Here is a 21,264-nt window from a genome sequence, read left to right as displayed (position 1 = left end):
TAATCTTCTAAAGATCGTTCTAACGGTCTTTTTTTTATGATGGTATCATTGGTACAAGCGTAATGACAACGCTTACAAAATTAAGGGGGATGGATATATGAAGTACTTTTCGGTCAGGAAAAGCTGGATACTTGTATTTGCTATTATGACAATCTTTACTTTAGCTGCTTGTTCTTCGGATGAGACGGGTGGAGGCTCTGGGGAGGAGCCGGATGAAATAACCGCCTGGGCGTGGGATCCGAATTTTAACATTGCTGCCTTGGAGCTTGCCAAGGAATCCTATGAGAAGGATATCAAGCTCAAAATCATCGAAAACGCTCAGGATGACATCGTCCAAAAATTAAATACCGGACTAAGCTCCGGAACGATGAAAGGGATGCCGAACATTGTGCTCATCGAGGATCAAAGGGCGCAAAGCTTTTTGAAGGCATATCCGGATGCGTTTTACCCACTTGACGAATACATAAACCCGGATGATTTTGCTGCCTATAAGCTGGCGCCTACAAGCCTTGACGGGAAACAGTATGGCCTGCCATTTGACACCGGCGTAACAGGGCTGTTCTTCCGTACGGATTACCTGAAAGAAGCAGGTTATACGATGGAGGATTTATCCAATATTACATGGGAAAAATACATCGAAATCGGGAAAGATGTGAAAGCGAAAACAGGGAAAGATATGATTTCCCTTGATCCGAATGATTTAGGACTTATCCGTGTCATGATCCAAAGTGCCGGTTCCTGGTACGTGAAGGAGGATGGGACGACTGTCCATTTGAAAGACAACGAAGCATTGAAAAAGGCTTTCCAAAACTATAAAGCTATGATGGAAGCTGATTTTGTCAAAGCGAATTCGGATTGGAGCCAGTTCATCGCTGCCTTTAACAGCGGAGATGTGGCCACAGTTCCAAGTGGTAACTGGATTGGGCCGAGCATCGAAGCGGAAGCATCCCAAAAAGGGAAATGGGCGGTCGCTCAGATTCCAAGGTTAGATATGGAAGGTGCTGTCAATGCATCGAACCAGGGTGGAAGCTCCTTCTACGTATTGAATATCCCTGGAAAAGAAAAAGCAGCCGAATTTCTTGCGGAAACATTTGGTTCCAGCAAACAGTTCTACCAGGATCTTGTACTTGATGTTGGGGCATTAGGTACTTACAAACCGGCTTCTGAAGGAGAAGCTTACCAGGCGGAAAATGAATACTTTGGCGGACAGAAGCTTATTTCTGACTTTTCCAAATGGATGGAAGAGATTCCTAGTGTCAACTACGGCATGCATACCTATGCGATTGAAGATATCCTTGCTGCCGAAATGCAAAATTACCTGAATGGGAAAAGCCTGGAGGACGCATTAGCAGATGCCCAGGCACAGGCAGAAGCGCAACTGAAATAAACAGGTGCCCACTCTCGGTAAGAAAATGGGAAGAGGTTGCCAATCTCTTATAAGAAAAGCTTGAGTTAGATAAATATAGTTTCAATGAATAAGGGATTCTGCGAAAGCCATCATTACTTTCAATGAATCCCTTTCTGTACAAAGACGGCTTTTCTTAGGTGTAAGGAGGACACAAATGAATGGGTAAAGCAATGAACAACACAGGCAGTATCCCCTATACTGTGAAAAAAAAGCGAAAATCAGGCGGCTTGAAAAAGAATTATATCGGATGGTTTTTCATACTGATAGCTGTTGCTGGAATCTGTTTATTTTATTTTTATCCAATGGTCCAGGCGTTGTTGCTCTCTTTTCAGTCAGGAATGGGAGCGAACCTGGAATACGTCGGGTTAGACAACTATATAAGGCTGTTCAGTGATCCAACCTTTATCGCAGCACTTACGAATACGATGATCTACTTACTTGTTCAGGTTCCTGTGATGATAGTTCTGGCACTGTTCTTCTCTGTTCTATTGAATGACGCAACCTTGAAGTTCCGCGGATTCTTTCGGCTGGCGATCTTCTTGCCATGTGTCACCTCACTTGTTGCCTATGCTGTCATTTTCAAGTATTTGTTCGGGGTAGACGGTCTGGTGAACCGGTTTCTGATTGACTTATCAATCACTTCAGAACCGCTTAACTGGCTGTCTGATCCCTTGCTCGCAAAACTGACGATCATCATTGCCATTACATGGAGATGGACAGGGTACAATATGATTTTCTATCTTTCTGCTTTACAGAATGTCGATAAATCGATGTATGAAGCGGCAAAAATCGATGGTGCATCTGCTTTGCAGCAATTTTTCTATATCACCGTCCCGATGCTGAAACCGATCATCTTATTTACTTCGATCATTTCTACGATCGGAACGCTGCAGATATTTGATGAGATCATGAATATTACCAATGGCGGTCCGGGTAATGCGACGCTGTCGATTTCGATGTACATTTATAATCTATCTTTTGAATATACTCCGGATTTCGGTTATGCGGCGACAGTCTCCTATGTGATTGTCATTCTGGTAGTTCTGCTATCGCTCATCCAATTTAAAGTGGCAGGTGATAATAAATGAGAAAACTGCAACGGATTGCAACCTACATTTTTTTAAGCATTGCTGCAATCGTGTCTATATTTCCATTTTTATGGATGCTCGTCAGTATGACTAATAAATCCGTCGATATCACCCAGGGACGGCTGCTGCCGGGAACACATTTATTCGAGAACCTTACCGTTTTATTTCAACAGGTAGACATGGTAACTGCCCTGGTAAATTCAACGATCATCGCTGTTATCACTACATTTTTGACGCTTCTGATTGGATCTCTTGCCGGTTACGGTTTTGAAATCTACCGGACTCCCGGCAAGGATCGGATTTTTAACATATTGCTGTTATCGATGATGATACCGTTCGCTGCGATCATGATTCCGTTATACCGATTATTCGGCGGCATATCTGCTACCATACCATTCCTCGGTATTGATACGTTAGCAGCTGCCATTCTTCCAACGATCATTACCGCTTTCTTCATCTTTTTCTTCCGTCAAAACACAAAAATGTTTGCGAGAGATTTAGTCGAAGCGGGCAGGATTGATGGCTTAAGTGAATTGGGGATCTTTTTCCGGATTTATTTACCGACGATGAAAACATCGTATGCGGCAGCGGCTATCATTGCGTTCATGAATAGCTGGAACAACTTTCTGTGGCCGTTAGTTGTACTTCAGTCTCCGGAAAAGCAAACTATCCCGCTCCTGATTTCAAAGCTTGGAGCCGGTTATACCCCGGATTTCGGTGTGATCATGTCCGCCATCGTGATTGCCACCTTACCTACAGCAATTGTGTTCTTCTTGATGCAAAAGCATTTTGTGGCAGGGATGATGGGGTCCGTAAAAGGTTAATGGTTAATATTGAATAAGTGCTGTAATGGGAGGTTGGAAACATGGTACATCAGAAACATGATTGGGAAAATTTACAGGTGCTCGAACGAAATCGTAAAAAAGAACGGGCTCACTTCATTCCATTCGGGAATAAACGAAGTGCTTTGACGTTCGACCGGAAGCAGTCCGCGTCTTTTAAACTATTAAATGGCTCTTGGAAGTTTCATTATGCGGACAATCCGAATCTCGCTCCAGAGAATTTCTATGCAGAAGACTTTGATAAGGAAGACTGGGATGATTTGTATGTTCCATCCTCCTGGCAAATGCATGGGTATGGAAAGCCTGCCTATACGAATGTAGTATATCCATTTCCAGTAGATCCGCCGTATGTTCCGAGTGATAACCCTGCCGGTTCCTACCTAAGGGAATTCTGGATTGCAAAAGACTGGCTCGATAAGCAGGTGACAGTGAGGTTTGAAGGAGTGGACAGTGCTTTTCACCTTTGGGTGAACGGAAAAGAAGTCGGCTACAGCCAGGGAAGCCGCATTCCTTCCGAATTTGACCTTACCCCGTTTATCAAGGAAGGGAACAACCGGATCGCTGTCCGGGTATATCAATGGTCGGATGGATCGTATATCGAAGACCAGGACATGTGGTGGCTGAGTGGTATTTTTCGGGATGTTTATCTGCTGGCTGTTCCCAAGGTACATGTAGAGGATTACTTTGTAAAAACGATTCTTGATGAGAAGTATGAACATGCCAGGCTTGAGATAAAAACGATCATTGAAAACAGCGGTAGTGTGGATGTTTCGGGCGTTAAACTGGCATATGACTTACTAGATGCAAACGGGCAAGCCATGCTAAAGGATACGGACAGTGAGGCTGTGACGATTGCTGCAGGCGGCAAAGAAACGGTTGTTCATACGATTGAGATAACCGATCCGAGCAAGTGGTCGGCAGAAGATCCTTATTTGTATACACTGCTTTGTTCCTTACTGCAGGAATCAGGTGAAGTTGAGGAAGTCATACCAGCGAAAGTGGGTTTTCGTTCGGTCGAATTGCAGGATGGTCTGTTTCTGGTTAACGGCAAGGCGATTAAACTGAAAGGCGTCAACCGCCATGATCACCATCCTGAGCTGGGGCGTGCCGTGCCACTTGAATGGATGGAAGAAGACATCAAGCTGATGAAACAGCATAACATTAACGCTGTCCGAACCGCCCATTATCCGAATGACCCGCGTTTTTATGATTTATGTGACGAATACGGGCTGTATGTAATCGATGAAACTGATTTGGAATGCCACGGATTTGATGTCATCGGCAACTGGGATCAGCTCAGTGATGATCCTGAATGGGAAAATGCCTATTTGGACCGGATCAAAAGAATGGTGGCAAGGGATAAAAACCACGCTTCCATCATCATGTGGTCACTGGGCAATGAATCCGGCTTTGGCAGAAATCATCTGGCCATGGCGGACTGGGCGAGAAGAGCGGATGACACCAGGCTGTTACATTACGAAGGAGAATGTCGTGCGATCACAAGAACTGAAAGCGACTACGATCCGCAAAGGGAGCCGGAAGCTTCGGATGTGTTCACAACGATGTACACCGCAGTTGAAGTAATGGATGCACTGGGAAAGCGGGAAGATCTAACGAAGCCGCATATCCTCTGTGAATACGCCCATGCGATGGGAAACGGCCCAGGAGGTTTGCAGGAATACTGGGATACCTTTTACAGGCATGACCGGCTTCAGGGCGGATTTGTATGGGAATGGCTTGACCATGGAATTGCTCAGGTTACGGAAGATGGTCAGGAATATTTTGCGTACGGAGGCGATTTTGGAGAAGTACCGCACGATTCCAATTTTGTCATTGATGGACTGGTCATGGCAGATCATACCCCGTCCCCTGCACTTTTGGAATACAAAAAAGTCATCGAGCCGGTACGAGTGGAGTCCGTTGATCTGGTGAAAGGGGAAGTGACCATCACCAATCGTTATGACTTTGTTTCCCTTAGTCATTTGCATGCTTCCTGGACGGTCCAGTCTGGAGAAAAGATTGTCGCATCTGGGCTGATTGCCGTTGAGGATATTGGGCCCCATGAAAGCAAAACTGTGAACCTGCCATATGAACTGGAGAATTATCATGGCACGGTGGATGAATATTGGCTGAATGTGGAGTTTACTCTCTCAGAGGATACAGCCTGGGCTGAAACAGGACACCCAGTGGCCTGGACCCAGTTTGAACTGCCGGTTCAACAAGCAGAAAACGAGCGGGAGCATAGTTTTTCTGCTAAACCATTGGAAGTAGAAGAGGACAGAAATCAGCTGCATATAATAGGAGAAGATTTCTTTGTAAGGTTCGATAAAGGTACAGGAAAACTTTCCGAATGGAAGTCCCAAGGGATGGACCTCATGAGAACCGGGCCGGCACTGAATTTATGGAGAGCTCCCATAGATAATGATTTATGGGCCCAGGTCCACTGGAAGGATATTCCTTCAATAAAGGAATGGAAAGAATTTGGACTTCACAGGCTCCAGGAGCGGCTCGTTTCCATCAATTATCAGGCAAAAGGAGATCATCTGATTGAGGTTACTGCAGCGATGCGTATGGCCCCGCCCGTTTTAAGCTGGGGAATGCAAGTTACCTATACGTATATGGTTGAGGCGAATGGCAGCATGGATATCGATGTCACCGGGGAACCAGATGGAAAGCTTCCAGAGACATTTCCACGAATCGGCTTGAAAATGGAAGTTCCTGCTTCATTCGATCAGGTCACATGGTACGGCCTCGGTCCGGGAGAAGCCTATGTCGACAGCAAACAAGCAAACCGTGTCGGCGTATGGAAAAAACAAGCCGAGGAATTCTATACGCCTTATGTCTACCCTCAGGAAAATGGCAGCAGGCATGAAGTCCGCTGGGCTGAGCTTAAGAACGAGTCCGGAGTTGGTCTGTCATTCTTCGGGAGACCAATGTTTGACTTTAACGCGCAGTACTTTACCCTTGAAAATCTTGAAGAAGCACAGCACACGTACGATCTTGTTAAGCAAGATTACCTGACGGTCCTGATCGACCATAAACAGCATGGGCTAGGTTCCGCCAGTTGCGGTCCGGATGTTTTGGAAAAGTACCGGCTAAAAAGCGGGGCTTTCCAGTTTGGGCTACGTGTTAATCCGAGTCTTTAAATCAAAATGAAGGGACTTACCGATGAAAAGCACACCGAGACTGCCTGTTCCCTGATCAATTAAGGGGTACAGGCAGTTATTTTGCTGCATGGCTGAGGTCAACACGTTTTCTAGATTGTAAAGAAAAGGAGATAAAGCTTATATGAAAATGGGAAAGATACTTCGTTTGTCCTTTTTATTGGTAATGCTGCTGTCTTTTGGTCCAGTCGTATCGGCTGCTAGTTCTCCTGTTGAAATAACAGGCGGGGATAAGACGATGACACCCGGAGATTTCTCTGTGTTGCAATTTACATCCAACGATGGAATAACAATTAAGGATTATACATGGGAAGTCGACAAGGAACATGTTGTCGAAGTAGACGCGAAGACAGGGAGGATCGATGCCCTGGGTACAGGACAGGCCACCATTACGCTGAACGCTACAGGGGAAAACGGTGAAGTTTACAAGGAGACCAGTGAAGTTACTGTCACTGCTGGACCGACACCGATCGTTGAACCTGTACCGGAGCTTAAAAACAATAATCGTCCGGATTTCATGATGGGGGCAGACGTTTCTTCTTTGTATCGCATCATGGAGGCAGGGAAAAAATTCTATGATTTAAACGGGGAAGAATCCCACTTGTTTGATATTCTCGAGGAAAATGGCGTCAATTGGGTGAGGCTCCGCGTATGGAATGATCCTTACGATAAATTTGGAAATCCATATGGCGGGGGGAACAGCAATATCGATACAACAATCGCTCTTGCCAAGCAGGCCAAGGAACGAGGCATGAAGCTGTTCGTTACATTCCATTACAGTGATTTCTGGGCCCATCCCGGCCAGCAGATAAAACCAAAGGAATGGGAGGATTTATCAGAGCAGGAATTAGTGGATGCCGTCGAGAAGTTTACGACAGAGTCATTAAACAAAATGAAGAAGGCAGGAGTATATCCGAACATGGTCGGCATCGGCAATGAGACGAACAGCGATATTCTGGAACAGGAATTCAACCTTACTTCGAATGGAGATATCAACCCGGTCGCTGTGGATATTTTCAAAGCAGGTGTGAAAGCAGTACAACAGACGGATCCTCATGCAGACGACCCTGAAAAGAAAGCATTGGTGTCTTTACACCTTGCTAATGGAAATAATCAGTGGCTGTATAACAGTTTTGCGTTGGCCATGGAGAAGAACAACGTCGATTATGATGCGATAGGCGCTTCGTATTACCCTTCCTGGCATGGGACATACGAGGAAGTTCAGAAAAACTTGAATCAGATCACGGAGAAATACGATAAATATACATTCATAGCGGAAACTGCCTATCCCTGGACGATTCAGAAAGATGCAGGAGATGACACACCCCAGAACTTCAAACATGGAGATATCAGTACAGTAGGCTTGGCTGCTTCTGTCCAAGGTCAGGCAACTGCTCTTCGTGAAGTGATCAATGTGGCTGCAAGCATCAACAATAAAAAGGGACTCGGGGTATTTTACTGGGAACCAGCCTGGCTGCCAGGCAGTACGACAGGTTGGGCGACGCCATATGGTACTGGTTGGGAAGTAGCAGGGTTATTTGATATCAACGGCTATGTCCTTCCATCCGTAAAAGCGTTCGAGCTGGTGAGAGGAGATCAGGAAGTCCCGGCAGAAGCGGAGGAATACGCGTATGGCTGGGAAACTCAGGTTGTTATCAATCAGGGGGACTCTCTTCATTTGCCTGAAAAAATCATGGCAGTGAAAAAAAATGGCATGATGGGCGATACCAAACGGACCTTTACTAAACAGTCCGTAACATGGAATGAAGAGGATATTGAACAGGTAGATGTGAACAAGCCTGGGGAATACATTGTTTTTGGCAGTGTAGCTGGTAAAGAAGAAAATGCTTTTGCTCACGTGATTGTGAGAGAATCTGATTCCGCTCAAGCCCATGCACCGACATTCAGTTTGTCTGATGGAAGTTACGTAGATGTGACAAAGGAAAATGGGTACTCCTACTCCACCAGGCATGTGATAGAAGGGGGCAGCTATATTGAGCTGGAGACAGCGACTCCTAATGCAGATATCTTTTTCACCCTTGACGGAGCAAGCCCGATAGACGGGACTGGCTCAACAAGAAAGCTGGTGGGCGCCCCATACGTCAAACCCTATGACTCAATACGCATTTATGCCGGACCGATTCAGATTGCGAAAAACGTGACGATTAAAACTGCCGCGAAACGTTCCGGATACCATTATGTTCCAGGTCAATGGGGCTGGGAGACAACGGCTTTAGAATACAGCCCGGTGGTCAGTGCCAGCTATAAAGCCGTTTATGACTATAGTGATGATCTGATTGCAAACGGCGGGTTTGAAACAGGAAACTTAAGCGGCTGGAAACTGAAACCTAAAAGAGCAGCTGCCGAAGTCATTACACCGGATGATTTTGTAACCAAAGCTTATGCCGGAGATCACTCGTTTCAATTTTCACTTGACGCAGGAGGAAGTCTCAAACTGAGTCAGAAAGTGAAAAATCTTTCGGACGGGGAATACAGCCTGTCTGTATATGCAAGAGGGGATCACCAGACTGCCGATGAAACGAACATGAGCCTGTCCGCTTTTACACAAGGAAAAACTTACAATAGTACAGTAAAAACGATCGCAGTACCTGGTGGTGAAATGATCTGGAGAAAGTATACCGTAGAAAATATTAAAGTGGATAATGGGATTCTGAAAATTAATTTTGATGCCCATACCAGTGGTTCTTACACTGGCTATCTGGATCATGTGGTTCTGGAGAGAAAATAACAGGACAAACTCCCTTGTATTCATCCGTAAAGGGAGGCAGAGGAGTTTGTTACATTTCTAACGGAGAAAGGTGATTAGATGACTAAAAAATATCCTCCTGTCAGTACAAATATTCCCAAAATACTCCACGGAGCTGATTACAATCCGGAGCAGTGGGAGCAGTACCCGGGAATCCTGGAAGAAGATATCCGCTTAATGAAGCTTGCCAAATGTAACGTAATGTCCGTAGGGATTTTTTCCTGGGCGAAATTGGAGCCGGAGGAAGGCGTTTTTCATTTTGAATGGCTAGATCATGTGCTGGATAGGCTCGCTGAAAATGAAATCTATGCGTTTTTAGCTACACCGAGCGGGGCCAGACCGGCATGGATGTCGGAAAAGTACGAGGAAGTGCTCCGGGTCGGTGCGAACCGGGTCAGAAACCTGCACGGTTCCCGGCATAATCATTGCTATACATCTCCTGTTTACCGGGAGAAAGTAGCGATCATGAACAGCAAGTTAGCGGACAGGTATTCTGATCACCCGGCAGTGATCGGCTGGCATATCTCCAATGAATATGGCGGGGAATGTCATTGCGAGTATTGTCAGGACGCCTTTCGTGAATGGCTGAAAGACAAGTATCAAACGCTTGATGACCTAAACCATAGCTGGTGGACGACATTCTGGAGCCATACTTATACCTCATTGTCCCAGATTGAATCACCAGCACCTCATGGGGAAACGAAGGTCCATGGATTGAACCTGGATTGGAAGCGGTTTGTCACCGATCAGACACTGGATTTTTTCAAACACGAGGTAAAACCTCTGAAAGCAGTTAATCCGGATCTTCCTGTCACTACGAATTTTATGGAAGCCTTTGAAGAGCTTAATTATGCCAAGTTTGCGGATGCGTTGGACTTCGTTTCATGGGATTCTTATCCCATCTGGAAGGATGAGGTAAGTGATGCTCATCACGCTTCCTGGGTGGCAATGAATCATGACATGTTCCGTTCCCTCAAGGGCGGTCAGCCATTTTTACTGATGGAAAGCACGCCTGGTATGACCAACTGGCAGCCAGTCAGTAAGCTGAAGCGGCCAGGGATGCATTTGCTGGCATCCCTCCAGGCGGTGGCCCATGGCTCGGATTCTGTTCAATATTTCCAATGGCGAAAAAGCAGGGGATCGAGCGAAAAGTTCCACGGTGCAGTCGTGGACCATGCAGGTCATGAACACACGCGGGTTTTTAATGATGTAGCACAGGTCGGCGAAACACTTGATCACTTAGATGCCATTGTTGGAACGGCTGTTGATGCTGAAGCAGCCATCATTTTTGATACAGAAAACAGATGGGCGGTCAAAGACGCCCAGGGGCCTCGTAATCTGGGTGTGAACTATGAAAAAACCGTTACCGAACATTACCAGGCCTTCTGGAAACAGGGAGTGCCTGTCGATGTCATCGATATGGATCAGGACATCTCGAAATACAAAGTGGTGGTTGCCCCGATGCTGTATATGGTCAGACCGGGAGTTGGCGAAAAAATAGAGAAGTTCGTGGAGCAAGGCGGTACGTTTGTCGCGACTTACTGGTCAGGCATCGTGGATGAAAATGACTTAACTTTCCTGGGAGGATTTCCAGGCCCTCTCCGTAAAACCCTTGGGATCTGGTCAGAAGAAATCGACGGATTGTATGACGGGCAGACCAATTTGATCAAAGTCCATAAAAATGACCTGGGGTTTGAAGGCGAATACACGGCGTACGAGCTATGCGATTTGATTCACTTAGAAGGTGCACAAGCGCTGGCTTCCTATCAAGACGACTTTTATGCTGGGCGTCCTGCGCTGACGGTCAATCAACTCGGAAAAGGCAAAGCCTATTACGTGGCCTCCCGAAACACACAGCCATTTCATAATGAATTTTTCACTAAATTGGTTGATGATATTGGGATTAAAAAATCCATCGAGGCTGAACTCCCGGAGGGTGTATCGGCTCAAAAGCGTACCGATGGGCAGCATGATTTCATTTTTCTTATGAATTTCAGCGGGGAAAAGCAGACGGTTGAATTGCCAGAGGGCGAGTTTACCAATTTAGTCGATGGAAACACCGTTTTCGGCAACATTGACCTGAAGAAAAATGAAGCAGCTATTTTGAAGAAAGAATTACATGCTTGAAATTGGAGGATAACGATGCTGGAAGCAAAAAATGGAGCGTTTTATTTAGATGAACAGCCATTTCAAATTTTGTCCGGAGCAATCCATTATTTCCGTACTGTACCGGAATATTGGGAAGACAGACTGCAGAAATTGAAAGCATTAGGGTTAAATACAGTGGAAACCTATATTCCCTGGAACCTGCACGAACCGAAAAAGGGACAGTTTCGTTTCTCAGGAATAGCAGATGTTGAGCGATTTATCGAGTCAGCCCATGAATTAGGGTTGTATGTCATAATCAGGCCGTCCCCATATATTTGTGCAGAATGGGAAATGGGCGGGCTTCCTTCCTGGCTGTTAAAGGAAAGCGGGACCGTCCTTCGCAGCAGCGATCCCGTCTATTTAAAACATATTGAAGAATATTATGACGTGCTGCTTCCAAAATTCCGGCCTTATTTATATCAAAACGGCGGGCCGATCATTGCCATGCAAATCGAAAATGAATACGGGGCATATGGGAACGACCAGGCTTACCTTTCTTTTTTTAAGGAGGAGTATCAAAAACATGGACTTGATACCTTTTTGTTTACTTCTGATGGGCCGGAATTTATCCGGCAAGGTTCCCTGCCACATGTAACAACCACGCTGAACTTCGGTTCCAAGGCCGATCGTGCGTTTCAGGAACTCGAAGAAATGAAACCAGGTTCGCCGAAAATGGTTGCCGAATTCTGGATAGGCTGGTTTGACTACTGGACGGGAAAACACCACACAAGGAATGCAGAGGATGCCGCCCAGGTTTTTAAGGAACTGCTGGAGAAAAAAAGCTCGGTCAATTTTTATATGTTTCATGGTGGTACAAACTTCGGTTTTATGAATGGAGCAAACCATTACGACATCTACTATCCTACGATTACAAGTTATGATTACGATAGTCTCCTGACTGAAAACGGGGAAATCACTGAGAAATACAGGGCTGTGAAACGTACGTTAAGCGAATACATAAATGTGCCGGAAGACTATGTAAGCACCATTACTTCCAGGGAGTATGGGAGGAATCCGTCAGCTTATTTGATACGCTAAGTCAAATCAGCAGACGAGTCGAACACCTCACTCCACTTCCCATGGAGGCAATCGACCAGGCGTATGGTTATACACTATATCGCACGGAAGTTACCAAAAAAGGCGAGTTAAGCATGCGGATCGACGACATCCATGACCGCGCTTTTGTGTATATTAACGGAAAGTATGAAACTACGATTTATAAAAATGATAAAAAACGACAAGTCCTCTTGAAATTCCCAGAGGTAACCAACACATTAGAGATATTGGTTGAAAATATGGGCAGAGCCAATTACGGAGAACACCTGGCAGACAAAAAAGGGTTAACCAGCAATCTCTGGCTTGGTGAACAATACTTTTTCCATTGGGAAATGTATGCCATTGAATTGGAAGTGCTGCCAGAGGAATATCAGGCAAAAGGAGGTAGCCGGTTCCCGAAGTTTTACCGCGGAACCTTCGATGCACCAGGTACACAGGATACCTTCATTGACAGCAAAGGTTTTACCAAAGGCAATATTTTCGTCAACGGCTTTAATTTAGGGAGGTATTGGAATACAGCCGGGCCACAGCAACGGCTTTATCTGCCAGGCCCTCTCTTGAAAGAAAAAGGAAACGAGCTGGTTGTACTGGAGCTCGAACATACGATGACCAATGAAGTCGAACTTTTAGATCGACATATGTTGGAGAAGGAAGCAGCTGTTTACGAAAAATAGAAGGGAAAGGACCGTAGATGAATGACATCTGCGGTTTTTCTATGTACATCGCCCCTCTTAGCAACCGGCTTCCGATTCTTCCGTCAAGGGTAGTGATGAGTAGTGATCCTGGCTTTGATTTTGTGCATGGGCAAAGCATAAAACAAGAAAAGAGGCAGGGTAAGTAAGGTATAAGCTTACGGGCTGCCTCTTTTTCTTAATTTGTTGTTATATTTACCACTTTTTTTATGGCACGGTGAAGACTGCTGTAAGTTTCCACGTGCTTCATATCGATCCCGAGACTTACCATTGTCTGTACGATATCAGGACGAATTCCGCTTATAATTGCTTCTATTCCTGTCAGTTTTAAGGAATCGATGACTCTGAAAATTTGATGAGCGACCATGGTGTCGATGATGGAGACACCTGACAAGTCGATGATGATCGTATCTAAATCAAATTTAATTCCTTCTGAGAGGGCGTTTTCCATTAATATTTGTGCACGGTTGGTATCAATTTCGCCGACGATTGGAATGATGCCGGCTTCTTCGGTAATTCGTACGACAGGTATCGATAATTCATTGACCGCGTATTGGGCTTTTTTGATGGTATCTTCAAAATCATCCATAAAAGAGCGGCTGGTCATGAGTACGGCCTTATCAACTGTGCGATTAAATTTAGCGACGATTTGATAAAATTCATCAAAAGTCAGCTGCTGTTCTTTCGCTTCCTCTTTAATGTGGTCTCCGATTATTTCTCGATAATGACTGATTTCTGCCAGGGCTATATCTAATGGCAGCCTGAGAGAAACCAGTTTTCCGGAAACTTGTCTACCCCATTCTTCCAGAGCTTCAACGGCTTCTTCCTCTTCCAGAATGATAGATCTGGCATACACTTCTATCAATCTTTTCCGCCATGGAAGCAGCTCATTGACGAAGTCGTTTTTACTATTTTCCTGAGGGTGGAGATGTTCAGCTAATTCTTCGATCTTTTCAAGGATAGAAGAAGTGATGGGTCTTAAGAATTCAAACTCTTTTGTTGTAATAAAAACGCCTCCCAGTGATGCTTGAATAATAATATAATTATAACGGATGTTTTAATAAAGACCAACTAACTTATTAAATGGCAGCTGTCCTACGTCTCTTTTAAGAGTTTATAGTATGGGAAAGTCGATACAGTGATAAAATTAGTAGACATAAAAAAGATATGGACGATGCAGAATCTCCATATCCTTTTACATTTGCCTAATATACGTTTTTAACAGGGATGATTTGTCCCCTGATTTCCCCGGCAGGGTTCTGTTCGGTATGGGCGTTTACATAAGTGAGTTCTTTTTCCATCAGTTTTAGTAAATCACGGACACTACGCACGCCTACATTATTACGGACAATATCTTTGTTGGTAATGACTCCGGTAATAACGCCTTTACGGGTGCTTATCCCATTTTGCTGCTCGATGGTTTCTACATTTTCGCCAAAAAGGAAAGCCAGAACTGGTCCGTTTTCGTTACGGGCGCCAAAATGAATATGAGCTTGAATGAAGTTCCTGATGTCAAAGACCTCTAATTGGAATTTAATTTTATTTCGATGGCGGTCGGCAACAAACTTTGCCACGCCAAAAGCTTCTGTTCTTACTGGAGGTACTTCGTTTTCCCCTTTAAGCTTAGCAATGAATTTCTCCACGATTTTCACCTCCTGTCTGTATACGATAGCTTATGTAAGTCCAACTGAATCGGTATAGGTAGTCCTCTTTGATTCATAACCTATTGTAATATCTTGAAGTCAAAATTCTTTTCTTCCCTGGCAGAATTTGCAATAATGATGAGCATCAGGGTAAAAGGAGGAAAATAATTGAATCAAACAAAAACAACGACAGAACCATTATTCCGACCATTTATGAGTGAAAAAATACAATTACCGAACCGTACAGTGATGGCACCGATGACTCGTAAGTTTTCTCCGAATGGCGTACCAAACGAAGATGTGGCTGCCTACTATCGTCGTCGTGCCGAGAATGAAGTTGGATTGATTGTAACAGAAGGAACTGGCATCAATCATCCAGCCGCTGTAGCAGGAGACAGCATTCCGCTTTTCCATGGGGAAAAAGCTCTCCAAGGCTGGGGGAAAGTAGTGGAGGAAGTCCATCGTGCTGGCGGGAAAATCGTTCCCCAGCTTTGGCATGTGGGAATGACCAGGAAAAAAGGGGACTTGCCGAACGAGGAGGCCATGCCCGTAGGTCCATCCGGCCTTAGTCTGGATGGAGAACAGGTCACCGATCCGCCGAGCACTGAAGAAGTGGAAGCATTGGTGGAGGCCTATGCACAAGGCGCAGCTGATGCCAAACGGCTAGGTTTTGATGGGATTGAACTGCATGGTGCTCACGGATACTTAATCGATCAATTTTTCTGGGAACAGACAAATCGTCGGGAGGATCGTTTCGGTGGTGACCTTGTCGGCAGAACACAATTCGCTGTGGAAATAATTGAAGCGTGCCGCAGGGAAGTAGGACCTGATTTCCCGATCATTTTCCGTTTCTCCCAGTGGAAAATGAATGACTTTGAAGCGAAGCTTGCCAAAAATCCAGATGAGCTGGAACGTTTTCTGAAACCACTGGCAGAAGCAGGCGTAGATATATTCCACTGCTCTACAAGACGTTTCTGGGAACCGGAATTTGAAGGATCAGATCTGAACCTGGCAGGCTGGACGAAAAAACTTACCGGAAAACCTGTCATCGCAGTCGGCTCCGTCGGTCTGGATGGCGAATTCACCAGCTTTTCTGCAGCAGGTACGACAAGCCTGGACGGGCTGTTAACGAAGCTTGATAAAGGAGAATTTGATCTGGTCGCCATCGGCCGTTCCCTTTTGCAGGACCCTGAATGGGTGAAAAAAGTGCATGAAGGCAGGGCTGATGACCTTTTGCCATTTGATAAAGAAGCTTTGAAAAAGTTATATTAAAAGGAAAAGGCGCAATTCCGATGGAGGAACTGCGCCTTTTTTTGGGGATTATGAAACTTCTTTGCCATATTCTCGTAAATGCTAGGGTAAAAATTATTCGAACAACGAGGGAGGTAGCTATGGAAGATAAAAAGTTTTTTTACTTGCTTGGTGTTATTTCCTACATTAGCTGGCCGCTGTACTTCCTTATGAAACTATCGGAATATCCTACAAGCGATATAGTAGAGGCGTTGACGTTTATCACTGTAGTTGCCATCTTCTACTTCATCATCCTGTATTTCTATTTCGATTAGTTTAGTGGCAGTAGGCGATATTACGTTTTTATAGATATACTTAACGGGGAATGGAACTGACTGGAAAAATCAGTCTGACTGCTTCACGCTAAGTACGGTGATCGTAACCAGGATGAGCGCCATTCCAAGGGTTTGAATGATGGTCAAATGATCTCCGAGCAAGAGTACTCCAAATAAAGAAGCAGTCACCGGCTCTACCATAGCGACCATCGAAGCAGTTGATGCGGCAGTCCATCGTATGCCGATGACATACAATATAAATGAAATACCGGCACCTACAAGCCCTAATAAGAGAAACCAACCTATATCGCTGGATGTTAACGCAGCTGCTGCCTTACTCTTGTCCGTAAATAGAAATAACACGAGACAAAATGAAAAAAAAGCGATAGTTAAGGTGGTCTGCGGCTTTCCGATAGAAGAGGCGTTTTTAAACCCGAATATAAACAACGCATAGGAAAGTCCAGCAGCAATCCCAGCTGCCGCCCCTGGAAAACTCACGGAAATCGCATCTGTGTTGTAAGCACCTGTAAGCAGAATGATCCCCATGAGTACACCGGCAATGCATCCCCATTTAAACCAGGTAGAACGTTCAATCCGTAGTAAAAAAGAGAATAATAGGACAAACACAGGTGCTGTGTACATTAAAGTGGCGGCAACAGCAATGCTTGAGGCTTGGATACTGAGAAAATAAAATGTGAAATTGCCGGCTACCCCAACACCTGCCAATATGGACCAGACATATAAACGAGGAGAGGAGCTCCAATTTTGTCTAAAGCGAAAGAGAAACCACGCAAAAAAGCATAAAAAACCGACAGCTCCTCGGTACAGTGAAATGACTATAGGATCCCAGCCCTTGGTCATTAAAATATCTGCAATTCCTCCGCTGATACCCCAGCATACAGCGGCCAAAATGACTAAACCTACACCTTTGAACCTCATTGAGTGCCTCCTAAAAGTAAGTAATGATACGAGTTTTTTTTAAATGCGACTTTTTACGCTCCTGATTTAAAAGATGTAGGTGGCAATTCCTTTAATTTCTTATAGGTAAACCTAAATCAGTTCACATGTTATCTACATTGTTCCAACAACCCAGGCGTTTGATAAATTGTCCCTGTGGTACCAGTTAAGAAGCTGAGCAAAAATTAACCCAATTGCGAAGGGGATGGTTAATATGAGACAAATCATTGCACTAGGAGGGGGAGGATTTTCCACGGAACCTGAAAATCCGTTACTTGATCTGTACATTTTGAAACAGTCAGGGAAAGCTAGTCCGAAAATCTGTTATGTTCCGACAGCGAGTGGGGATGCAGAAGTTTGTTTAGACTGGTTTTATGATTTTGCAGAAAATCATAAATGCCAGCCCTCCCATCTATCCTTATTTAAACCACCTACTCGTGATTTAGAAGGGTATATACTAGAAAAAGATATTATATATGTTGGAGGAGGAAATACAAAGAATCTGCTGGCTTTATGGAAGGAATGGGAGTTGGATCAGATACTGAGGAAAGCTTGGGAGCAAGGAGTTGTACTCGCTGGTGTCAGTGCAGGCTCCATTTGTTGGTTTGAAGAAGGGGTTACCGATTCTTATGGTGATAAGCTCGAGCCTTTACGATGCCTGGGTTTCTTAAAAGGGAGCAACTGTCCTCATTACGATGGGGAAACAGAAAGAAGACCCACTTATCATGAACTTATTGCTTCTCATAAAATAAAGCCAGGTGTTGCAGCTGATGATGGGGTGGGCATTCATTTCGTAGATGACGAAGTTAGTAAAATAGTAAGTTCAAAACCTGATGCGAAAGCATATAAAGTCTTTTATGATAAAGGAGTAAAAGAAATAGAACTTGAAACGGAATATTTGGGGGACAGTCCCCCACTGCGTTAAAGCGGCGGGGGACTGTCCCCTATTGATAGTTTACGATTGCGGGACTGGGGTCGAGTTTGATGACCTCGAGGGGGTTCATGACAGGTTCGTCTTTCTTATAAAAAACTTTGAACCCTCCGTACTGGGTGGCTTCTTCCCGGACATATTTCCGGTAGCCCTCGTGTTTATCGGAGGAAACTCCCCATCCGTCGAAATTAAGGGCAACTTCCACGTTCTCGGTCGGTTTGATAGCTTTTTTGTTGGTAAGGGCTGCGTCTGTAAATTGATGGACTAAAATAAACTTATCGGGCAAATCCTGTTTTTCTACTAATTTAGATAAGTATTCTACCGCTTTTTGGACTTCTGCTCCGTTCACCTGGCCAAGGTCTTCGCCGGGGACTTCCCCTTTGCCTACATGGAATTCTGTATCAATCGCGAGATGTACATAAGGACGTTTCAGCCATTTTTCGATTAATTTGACCTGATTCATGACCGAATCCTTCCCAAGTTGTACATCTAACAAGAGCAGGGCATTATGTTTTTCAGCAAGCTTGGCATACTTTTCAATATCCTCTTCCGGAGTCATTCGATAGTACTTCCCATTGGGGCCGGGGTCACGCTGTGCGACAGTAGTAATCAGTTCTATGGTCGGAACAGCCGGTCGTGAAGGATCTGCATCGGAGTAGACCTGCGCCTGCTCCTTTAGCTTTTTCATCATCGCCTCCGGTTCCATTTCCCCAACTATTCCCATTTCTGTCGAATTAGGATGACCGTAATAAGCAACAAGCCGATGGTTCTTTAAAGGTCCATTACTCTTATCTTTTGCACCATTCACAAGCGTTTGTCCTGCAGGAATCGATCTCGCCTGCTTGCTGCCTGCTGCTTCTGGCGCAGGCATCTGCTTTTGCTCTTTTTCAGACAGTTTCTCTTTAAGCGGCTTCGCATCCTCTGATGGTTTTAAGGCTTCAAAAGGCTGTTGAGCATCAGTGCTGTTTTCCTTATTGTTTGATGATTTTTTTTCCTTCGTATTGTGATTTTCTTCTTTTTGAGAATTTTGGTGCTGGTCTTCTGGATTTGTCGAGGTAGAATCCGAACATGAAGCAAGAATGACAATCAACGATAATATAGTGATCAGGTAAGAAAGTTTTTTCATACGGACACATCCTTTCATGCGCTCTGCCCAAGCATTTAAGTCTACTAGAAAAAGGAGCCTACATTTTATCATAGGATATTCGAAACGGGAGTCTTTTAAATAAATAGAAATGAAACTGTAATGGGGGGAAGCCCTCCAATGCGTTAATGCTTTACTGTGAGAAGCTTTTGTTTTTACCTGGAAATTTCTTGTTGTAGAATATAGGTACGATTCATAAAGAAGTACAATTGAGTTTGGAATGGAGGGGAAGGCCGATGGAAAGCAGGGGGGCGTTACTGCTTATTTTGTTGGCAGCAACGTTATGGGGAACGGCAGGTACAGCACAAACATTTGCTCCATCTGGTGCATCCCCTATTATCGTCGGTACGATGCGGCTTGCAATCGGGGGATTTGTGCTTTTCCTATACGCTCTTATGAGGATGTCACTCAGCAGAAGTCATCTGTTTGACGGGCCGACTATGCTCGCCGCTGTCAGTATGGCCAGCTACCAGTTGTTATTCTTCTCAGCAGTCGCCCAGACAGGTGTAGCAGTGGGGACAATGGTTGCAATCGGTAGTTCCCCGATACTTGCAGGACTGTTGGAGTGGGTGTATACCAATCGTTTTCCTGCCTGGAAATGGTGGGTTTCTACAATGGTTGCCATCACCGGATGCGTCTGCCTGGTTACAAGCAGTCAGGAAGTGACCATTGATATAACGGGAATCGTGCTTGCTGTTGGGGCGGGATTGTCTTTTGCCGCTTACACGATGTTCAACAAAAATTTATTGCAAACGAAATCTCCTGAGGCAGTGGTAGGAGTTGTGTTCACATGCAGCGCCATTATGCTGACTCCATTGTTATTTATTTATGATACAGCATGGCTTTTTCAAATGAATGGGGTTCTTGTAGCTCTGCATCTGGGACTCATCGCAACTGCCTTGCCCTATCATTTCTACACGAAGGGGCTGAAAAACGTGCCTTCCTCCTTCGCGGTAACATTAGCCTTGGCTGAGCCATTGACAGCTACAATATTAGGTGTATTTCTGTTAGACGAAGTCCTTACACCTGTTGCGTGGACAGGAGTCTTCCTGATATTCTTCGCATTATTGCTGCTTTCTTTTTCCCCTGGGAAAAGAAGAGGATGGAGACCGGGAATTTCCAGAAGTTAATAGGGAAAGCTTAATGTAGGAGCGATTTTACATTTCCTTAAAATTTTGATGGTATATTTGGGATGAATGGCGAGTATTATCGAGTGTTACACGATAATAGAAACTAAAGGAGTGCCAGATATTGTATCTCAACCATGTGAATAATCTACATTGCAACAGCAAGCTATCACTCAAACAGGTAGAAGACCGCTTGATTATCACTGCCGATTTCCCTAAAGATTTTCTTGTTGTAAATGAATTGCTGGATCCATTTCTTTATGTGACCTTATACGTCCGCGGCGGGGCCAGAATCAAAATCATTGATGAAGGTACAGTAAACGTCTACGCCCTGACGAGAAAAGATGTTGCAGAAGAGACATATGAGCAAATCATTAAATTCGCTCGCCTCCATGCCCCGCAGTTCAAGAATTTTGCCAATTAAAATCTAACCAATAAAACGCTCAAGGGAGCAGCCCCTTGAGCGTTTTCAAATTATATAGATGGTTTAGGTAACCCTTTTACGGATGTTTTCACCCAGCTCCAGCGCCTGCCCCCTCGAGGTCTTAAGCCAACCCTCTCTGTGGCAAAGACCGCCACGGCGAGGTTCGTCTTAAGCTTGTCGGGGGTGAGCAAGGCGCTTCCGCTTTTGTTTCATCCAGCTCCAGCGCCTGCCCCCTCGAGGTCTTAAGCCAACCCTCTCTGTGGCAAAGACCGCCACGGCGAGGTTCGTCTTAAGCTTGTCGGGGGTGA

Annotated in this window: 17 protein-coding genes; 13 read left to right on the top strand and 4 right to left on the bottom strand. The window is 44.9% G+C overall.

The window, feature by feature from the left end; translation table 11 throughout:
* Positions 1-97 precede the first annotated feature (97 nt).
* From JOC33_RS13695 to JOC33_RS20660, 8 genes are all read left to right on the top strand, one after another.
* Entirely contained in the window at positions 98-1,387 is a 1,290-nt protein-coding gene (locus JOC33_RS13695) for an ABC transporter substrate-binding protein (RefSeq protein WP_205093120.1), read from the top strand.
* A gap of 191 nt (positions 1,388-1,578) precedes the next feature.
* Positions 1,579-2,496 carry a carbohydrate ABC transporter permease gene (locus tag JOC33_RS13690; protein WP_205093352.1) on the top strand — a complete coding sequence of 306 codons (918 nt, stop codon included), beginning with the start codon at positions 1,579-1,581 and terminating at the stop codon, positions 2,494-2,496.
* Complete coding sequence (locus tag JOC33_RS13685) at positions 2,493-3,320, top strand: carbohydrate ABC transporter permease (protein WP_205093119.1); 828 nt, start codon at positions 2,493-2,495, stop codon at positions 3,318-3,320. The genes JOC33_RS13690 and JOC33_RS13685 overlap by 4 nt, the downstream gene beginning before the upstream one ends.
* Before the next feature lie 41 nt (positions 3,321-3,361).
* Positions 3,362-6,484, top strand: a complete 3,123-nt coding sequence (gene ebgA / locus JOC33_RS13680) for a beta-galactosidase subunit alpha (protein WP_205093118.1) — start codon at positions 3,362-3,364, stop codon at positions 6,482-6,484.
* Positions 6,485-6,626: 142 nt separating this feature from the next.
* Positions 6,627-9,251, top strand: a complete 2,625-nt coding sequence (locus tag JOC33_RS13675) for a glycosyl hydrolase 53 family protein (protein WP_205093117.1) — start codon at positions 6,627-6,629, stop codon at positions 9,249-9,251.
* A 78-nt stretch (positions 9,252-9,329) separates the two neighbouring features.
* Positions 9,330-11,396: a beta-galactosidase gene (locus tag JOC33_RS13670; protein ID WP_205093116.1), complete on the top strand. Its 2,067-nt coding sequence runs from the start codon at positions 9,330-9,332 to the stop codon at positions 11,394-11,396.
* Positions 11,397-11,411: 15 nt separating this feature from the next.
* Positions 11,412-12,455, top strand: a complete 1,044-nt coding sequence (locus tag JOC33_RS20665) for a glycoside hydrolase family 35 protein (RefSeq protein ID WP_338054527.1) — start codon at positions 11,412-11,414, stop codon at positions 12,453-12,455.
* Between the two features lie 41 nt (positions 12,456-12,496).
* The gene (locus JOC33_RS20660) at positions 12,497-13,147 is read left to right on the top strand and encodes a beta galactosidase jelly roll domain-containing protein (RefSeq protein ID WP_338054526.1); all 651 of its coding nucleotides are present in this window, start codon (positions 12,497-12,499) and stop codon (positions 13,145-13,147) included.
* Between the two features lie 196 nt (positions 13,148-13,343).
* Here the strand turns inward: JOC33_RS20660 and JOC33_RS13660 are convergent, their stop codons facing one another.
* Together JOC33_RS13660 and JOC33_RS13655 are read right to left on the bottom strand one after the other, a co-directional pair.
* Entirely contained in the window at positions 13,344-14,021 is a 678-nt protein-coding gene (locus JOC33_RS13660; RefSeq protein WP_338054534.1) for an STAS domain-containing protein, read from the bottom strand.
* A gap of 349 nt (positions 14,022-14,370) precedes the next feature.
* Entirely contained in the window at positions 14,371-14,808 is a 438-nt protein-coding gene (locus JOC33_RS13655; RefSeq protein ID WP_338054525.1) for a CHRD domain-containing protein, read from the bottom strand.
* 168 nt (positions 14,809-14,976) lie between these two features.
* On the opposite strand from JOC33_RS13655, the gene JOC33_RS13650 reads away from it, so the two are divergent.
* Both JOC33_RS13650 and JOC33_RS13645 read left to right on the top strand, forming a co-directional pair.
* Entirely contained in the window at positions 14,977-16,080 is a 1,104-nt protein-coding gene (locus tag JOC33_RS13650; RefSeq protein WP_275576998.1) for an NADH:flavin oxidoreductase, read from the top strand.
* 119 nt (positions 16,081-16,199) lie between these two features.
* Positions 16,200-16,373 carry a hypothetical protein gene (locus JOC33_RS13645; protein WP_205093115.1) on the top strand — a complete coding sequence of 58 codons (174 nt, stop codon included), beginning with the start codon at positions 16,200-16,202 and terminating at the stop codon, positions 16,371-16,373.
* Positions 16,374-16,442: 69 nt separating this feature from the next.
* Here JOC33_RS13645 and JOC33_RS13640 read toward each other — a convergent pair whose 3' ends face one another.
* The gene (locus JOC33_RS13640; RefSeq protein ID WP_205093114.1) at positions 16,443-17,312 is read right to left on the bottom strand and encodes a DMT family transporter; all 870 of its coding nucleotides are present in this window, start codon (positions 17,310-17,312) and stop codon (positions 16,443-16,445) included.
* Between the two features lie 232 nt (positions 17,313-17,544).
* Here JOC33_RS13640 and JOC33_RS13635 point away from each other — a divergent pair, with 232 nt between their 5' ends.
* Positions 17,545-18,255, top strand: a complete 711-nt coding sequence (locus JOC33_RS13635) for a Type 1 glutamine amidotransferase-like domain-containing protein (RefSeq protein ID WP_205093113.1) — start codon at positions 17,545-17,547, stop codon at positions 18,253-18,255.
* Positions 18,256-18,274: 19 nt separating this feature from the next.
* On the opposite strand, the gene JOC33_RS13630 is transcribed toward JOC33_RS13635, so the two are convergent.
* Positions 18,275-19,387 (bottom strand): hypothetical protein, encoded by a 1,113-nt coding sequence (locus tag JOC33_RS13630; RefSeq protein ID WP_205093112.1) that lies wholly within the window; start codon positions 19,385-19,387, stop codon positions 18,275-18,277.
* A gap of 254 nt (positions 19,388-19,641) precedes the next feature.
* Between JOC33_RS13630 and JOC33_RS13625 the strand changes: the two genes are divergently transcribed.
* Positions 19,642-20,535 carry a DMT family transporter gene (locus tag JOC33_RS13625; RefSeq protein WP_205093111.1) on the top strand — a complete coding sequence of 298 codons (894 nt, stop codon included), beginning with the start codon at positions 19,642-19,644 and terminating at the stop codon, positions 20,533-20,535.
* A 121-nt stretch (positions 20,536-20,656) separates the two neighbouring features.
* Positions 20,657-20,956, top strand: coding sequence for a hypothetical protein (locus JOC33_RS13620; protein ID WP_205093110.1), 300 nt, complete (start codon positions 20,657-20,659; stop codon positions 20,954-20,956).
* Positions 20,957-21,264 lie beyond the last annotated feature (308 nt).

The organism is Thalassobacillus pellis, assembly GCF_016908295.1.
GTDB lineage: Bacteria > Bacillota > Bacilli > Bacillales > Halobacillaceae > Thalassobacillus > Thalassobacillus pellis.
The sequence above is the reverse complement of the archived record's forward strand: the minus strand, read 5'-3'. Positions and strand labels throughout refer to the sequence as shown.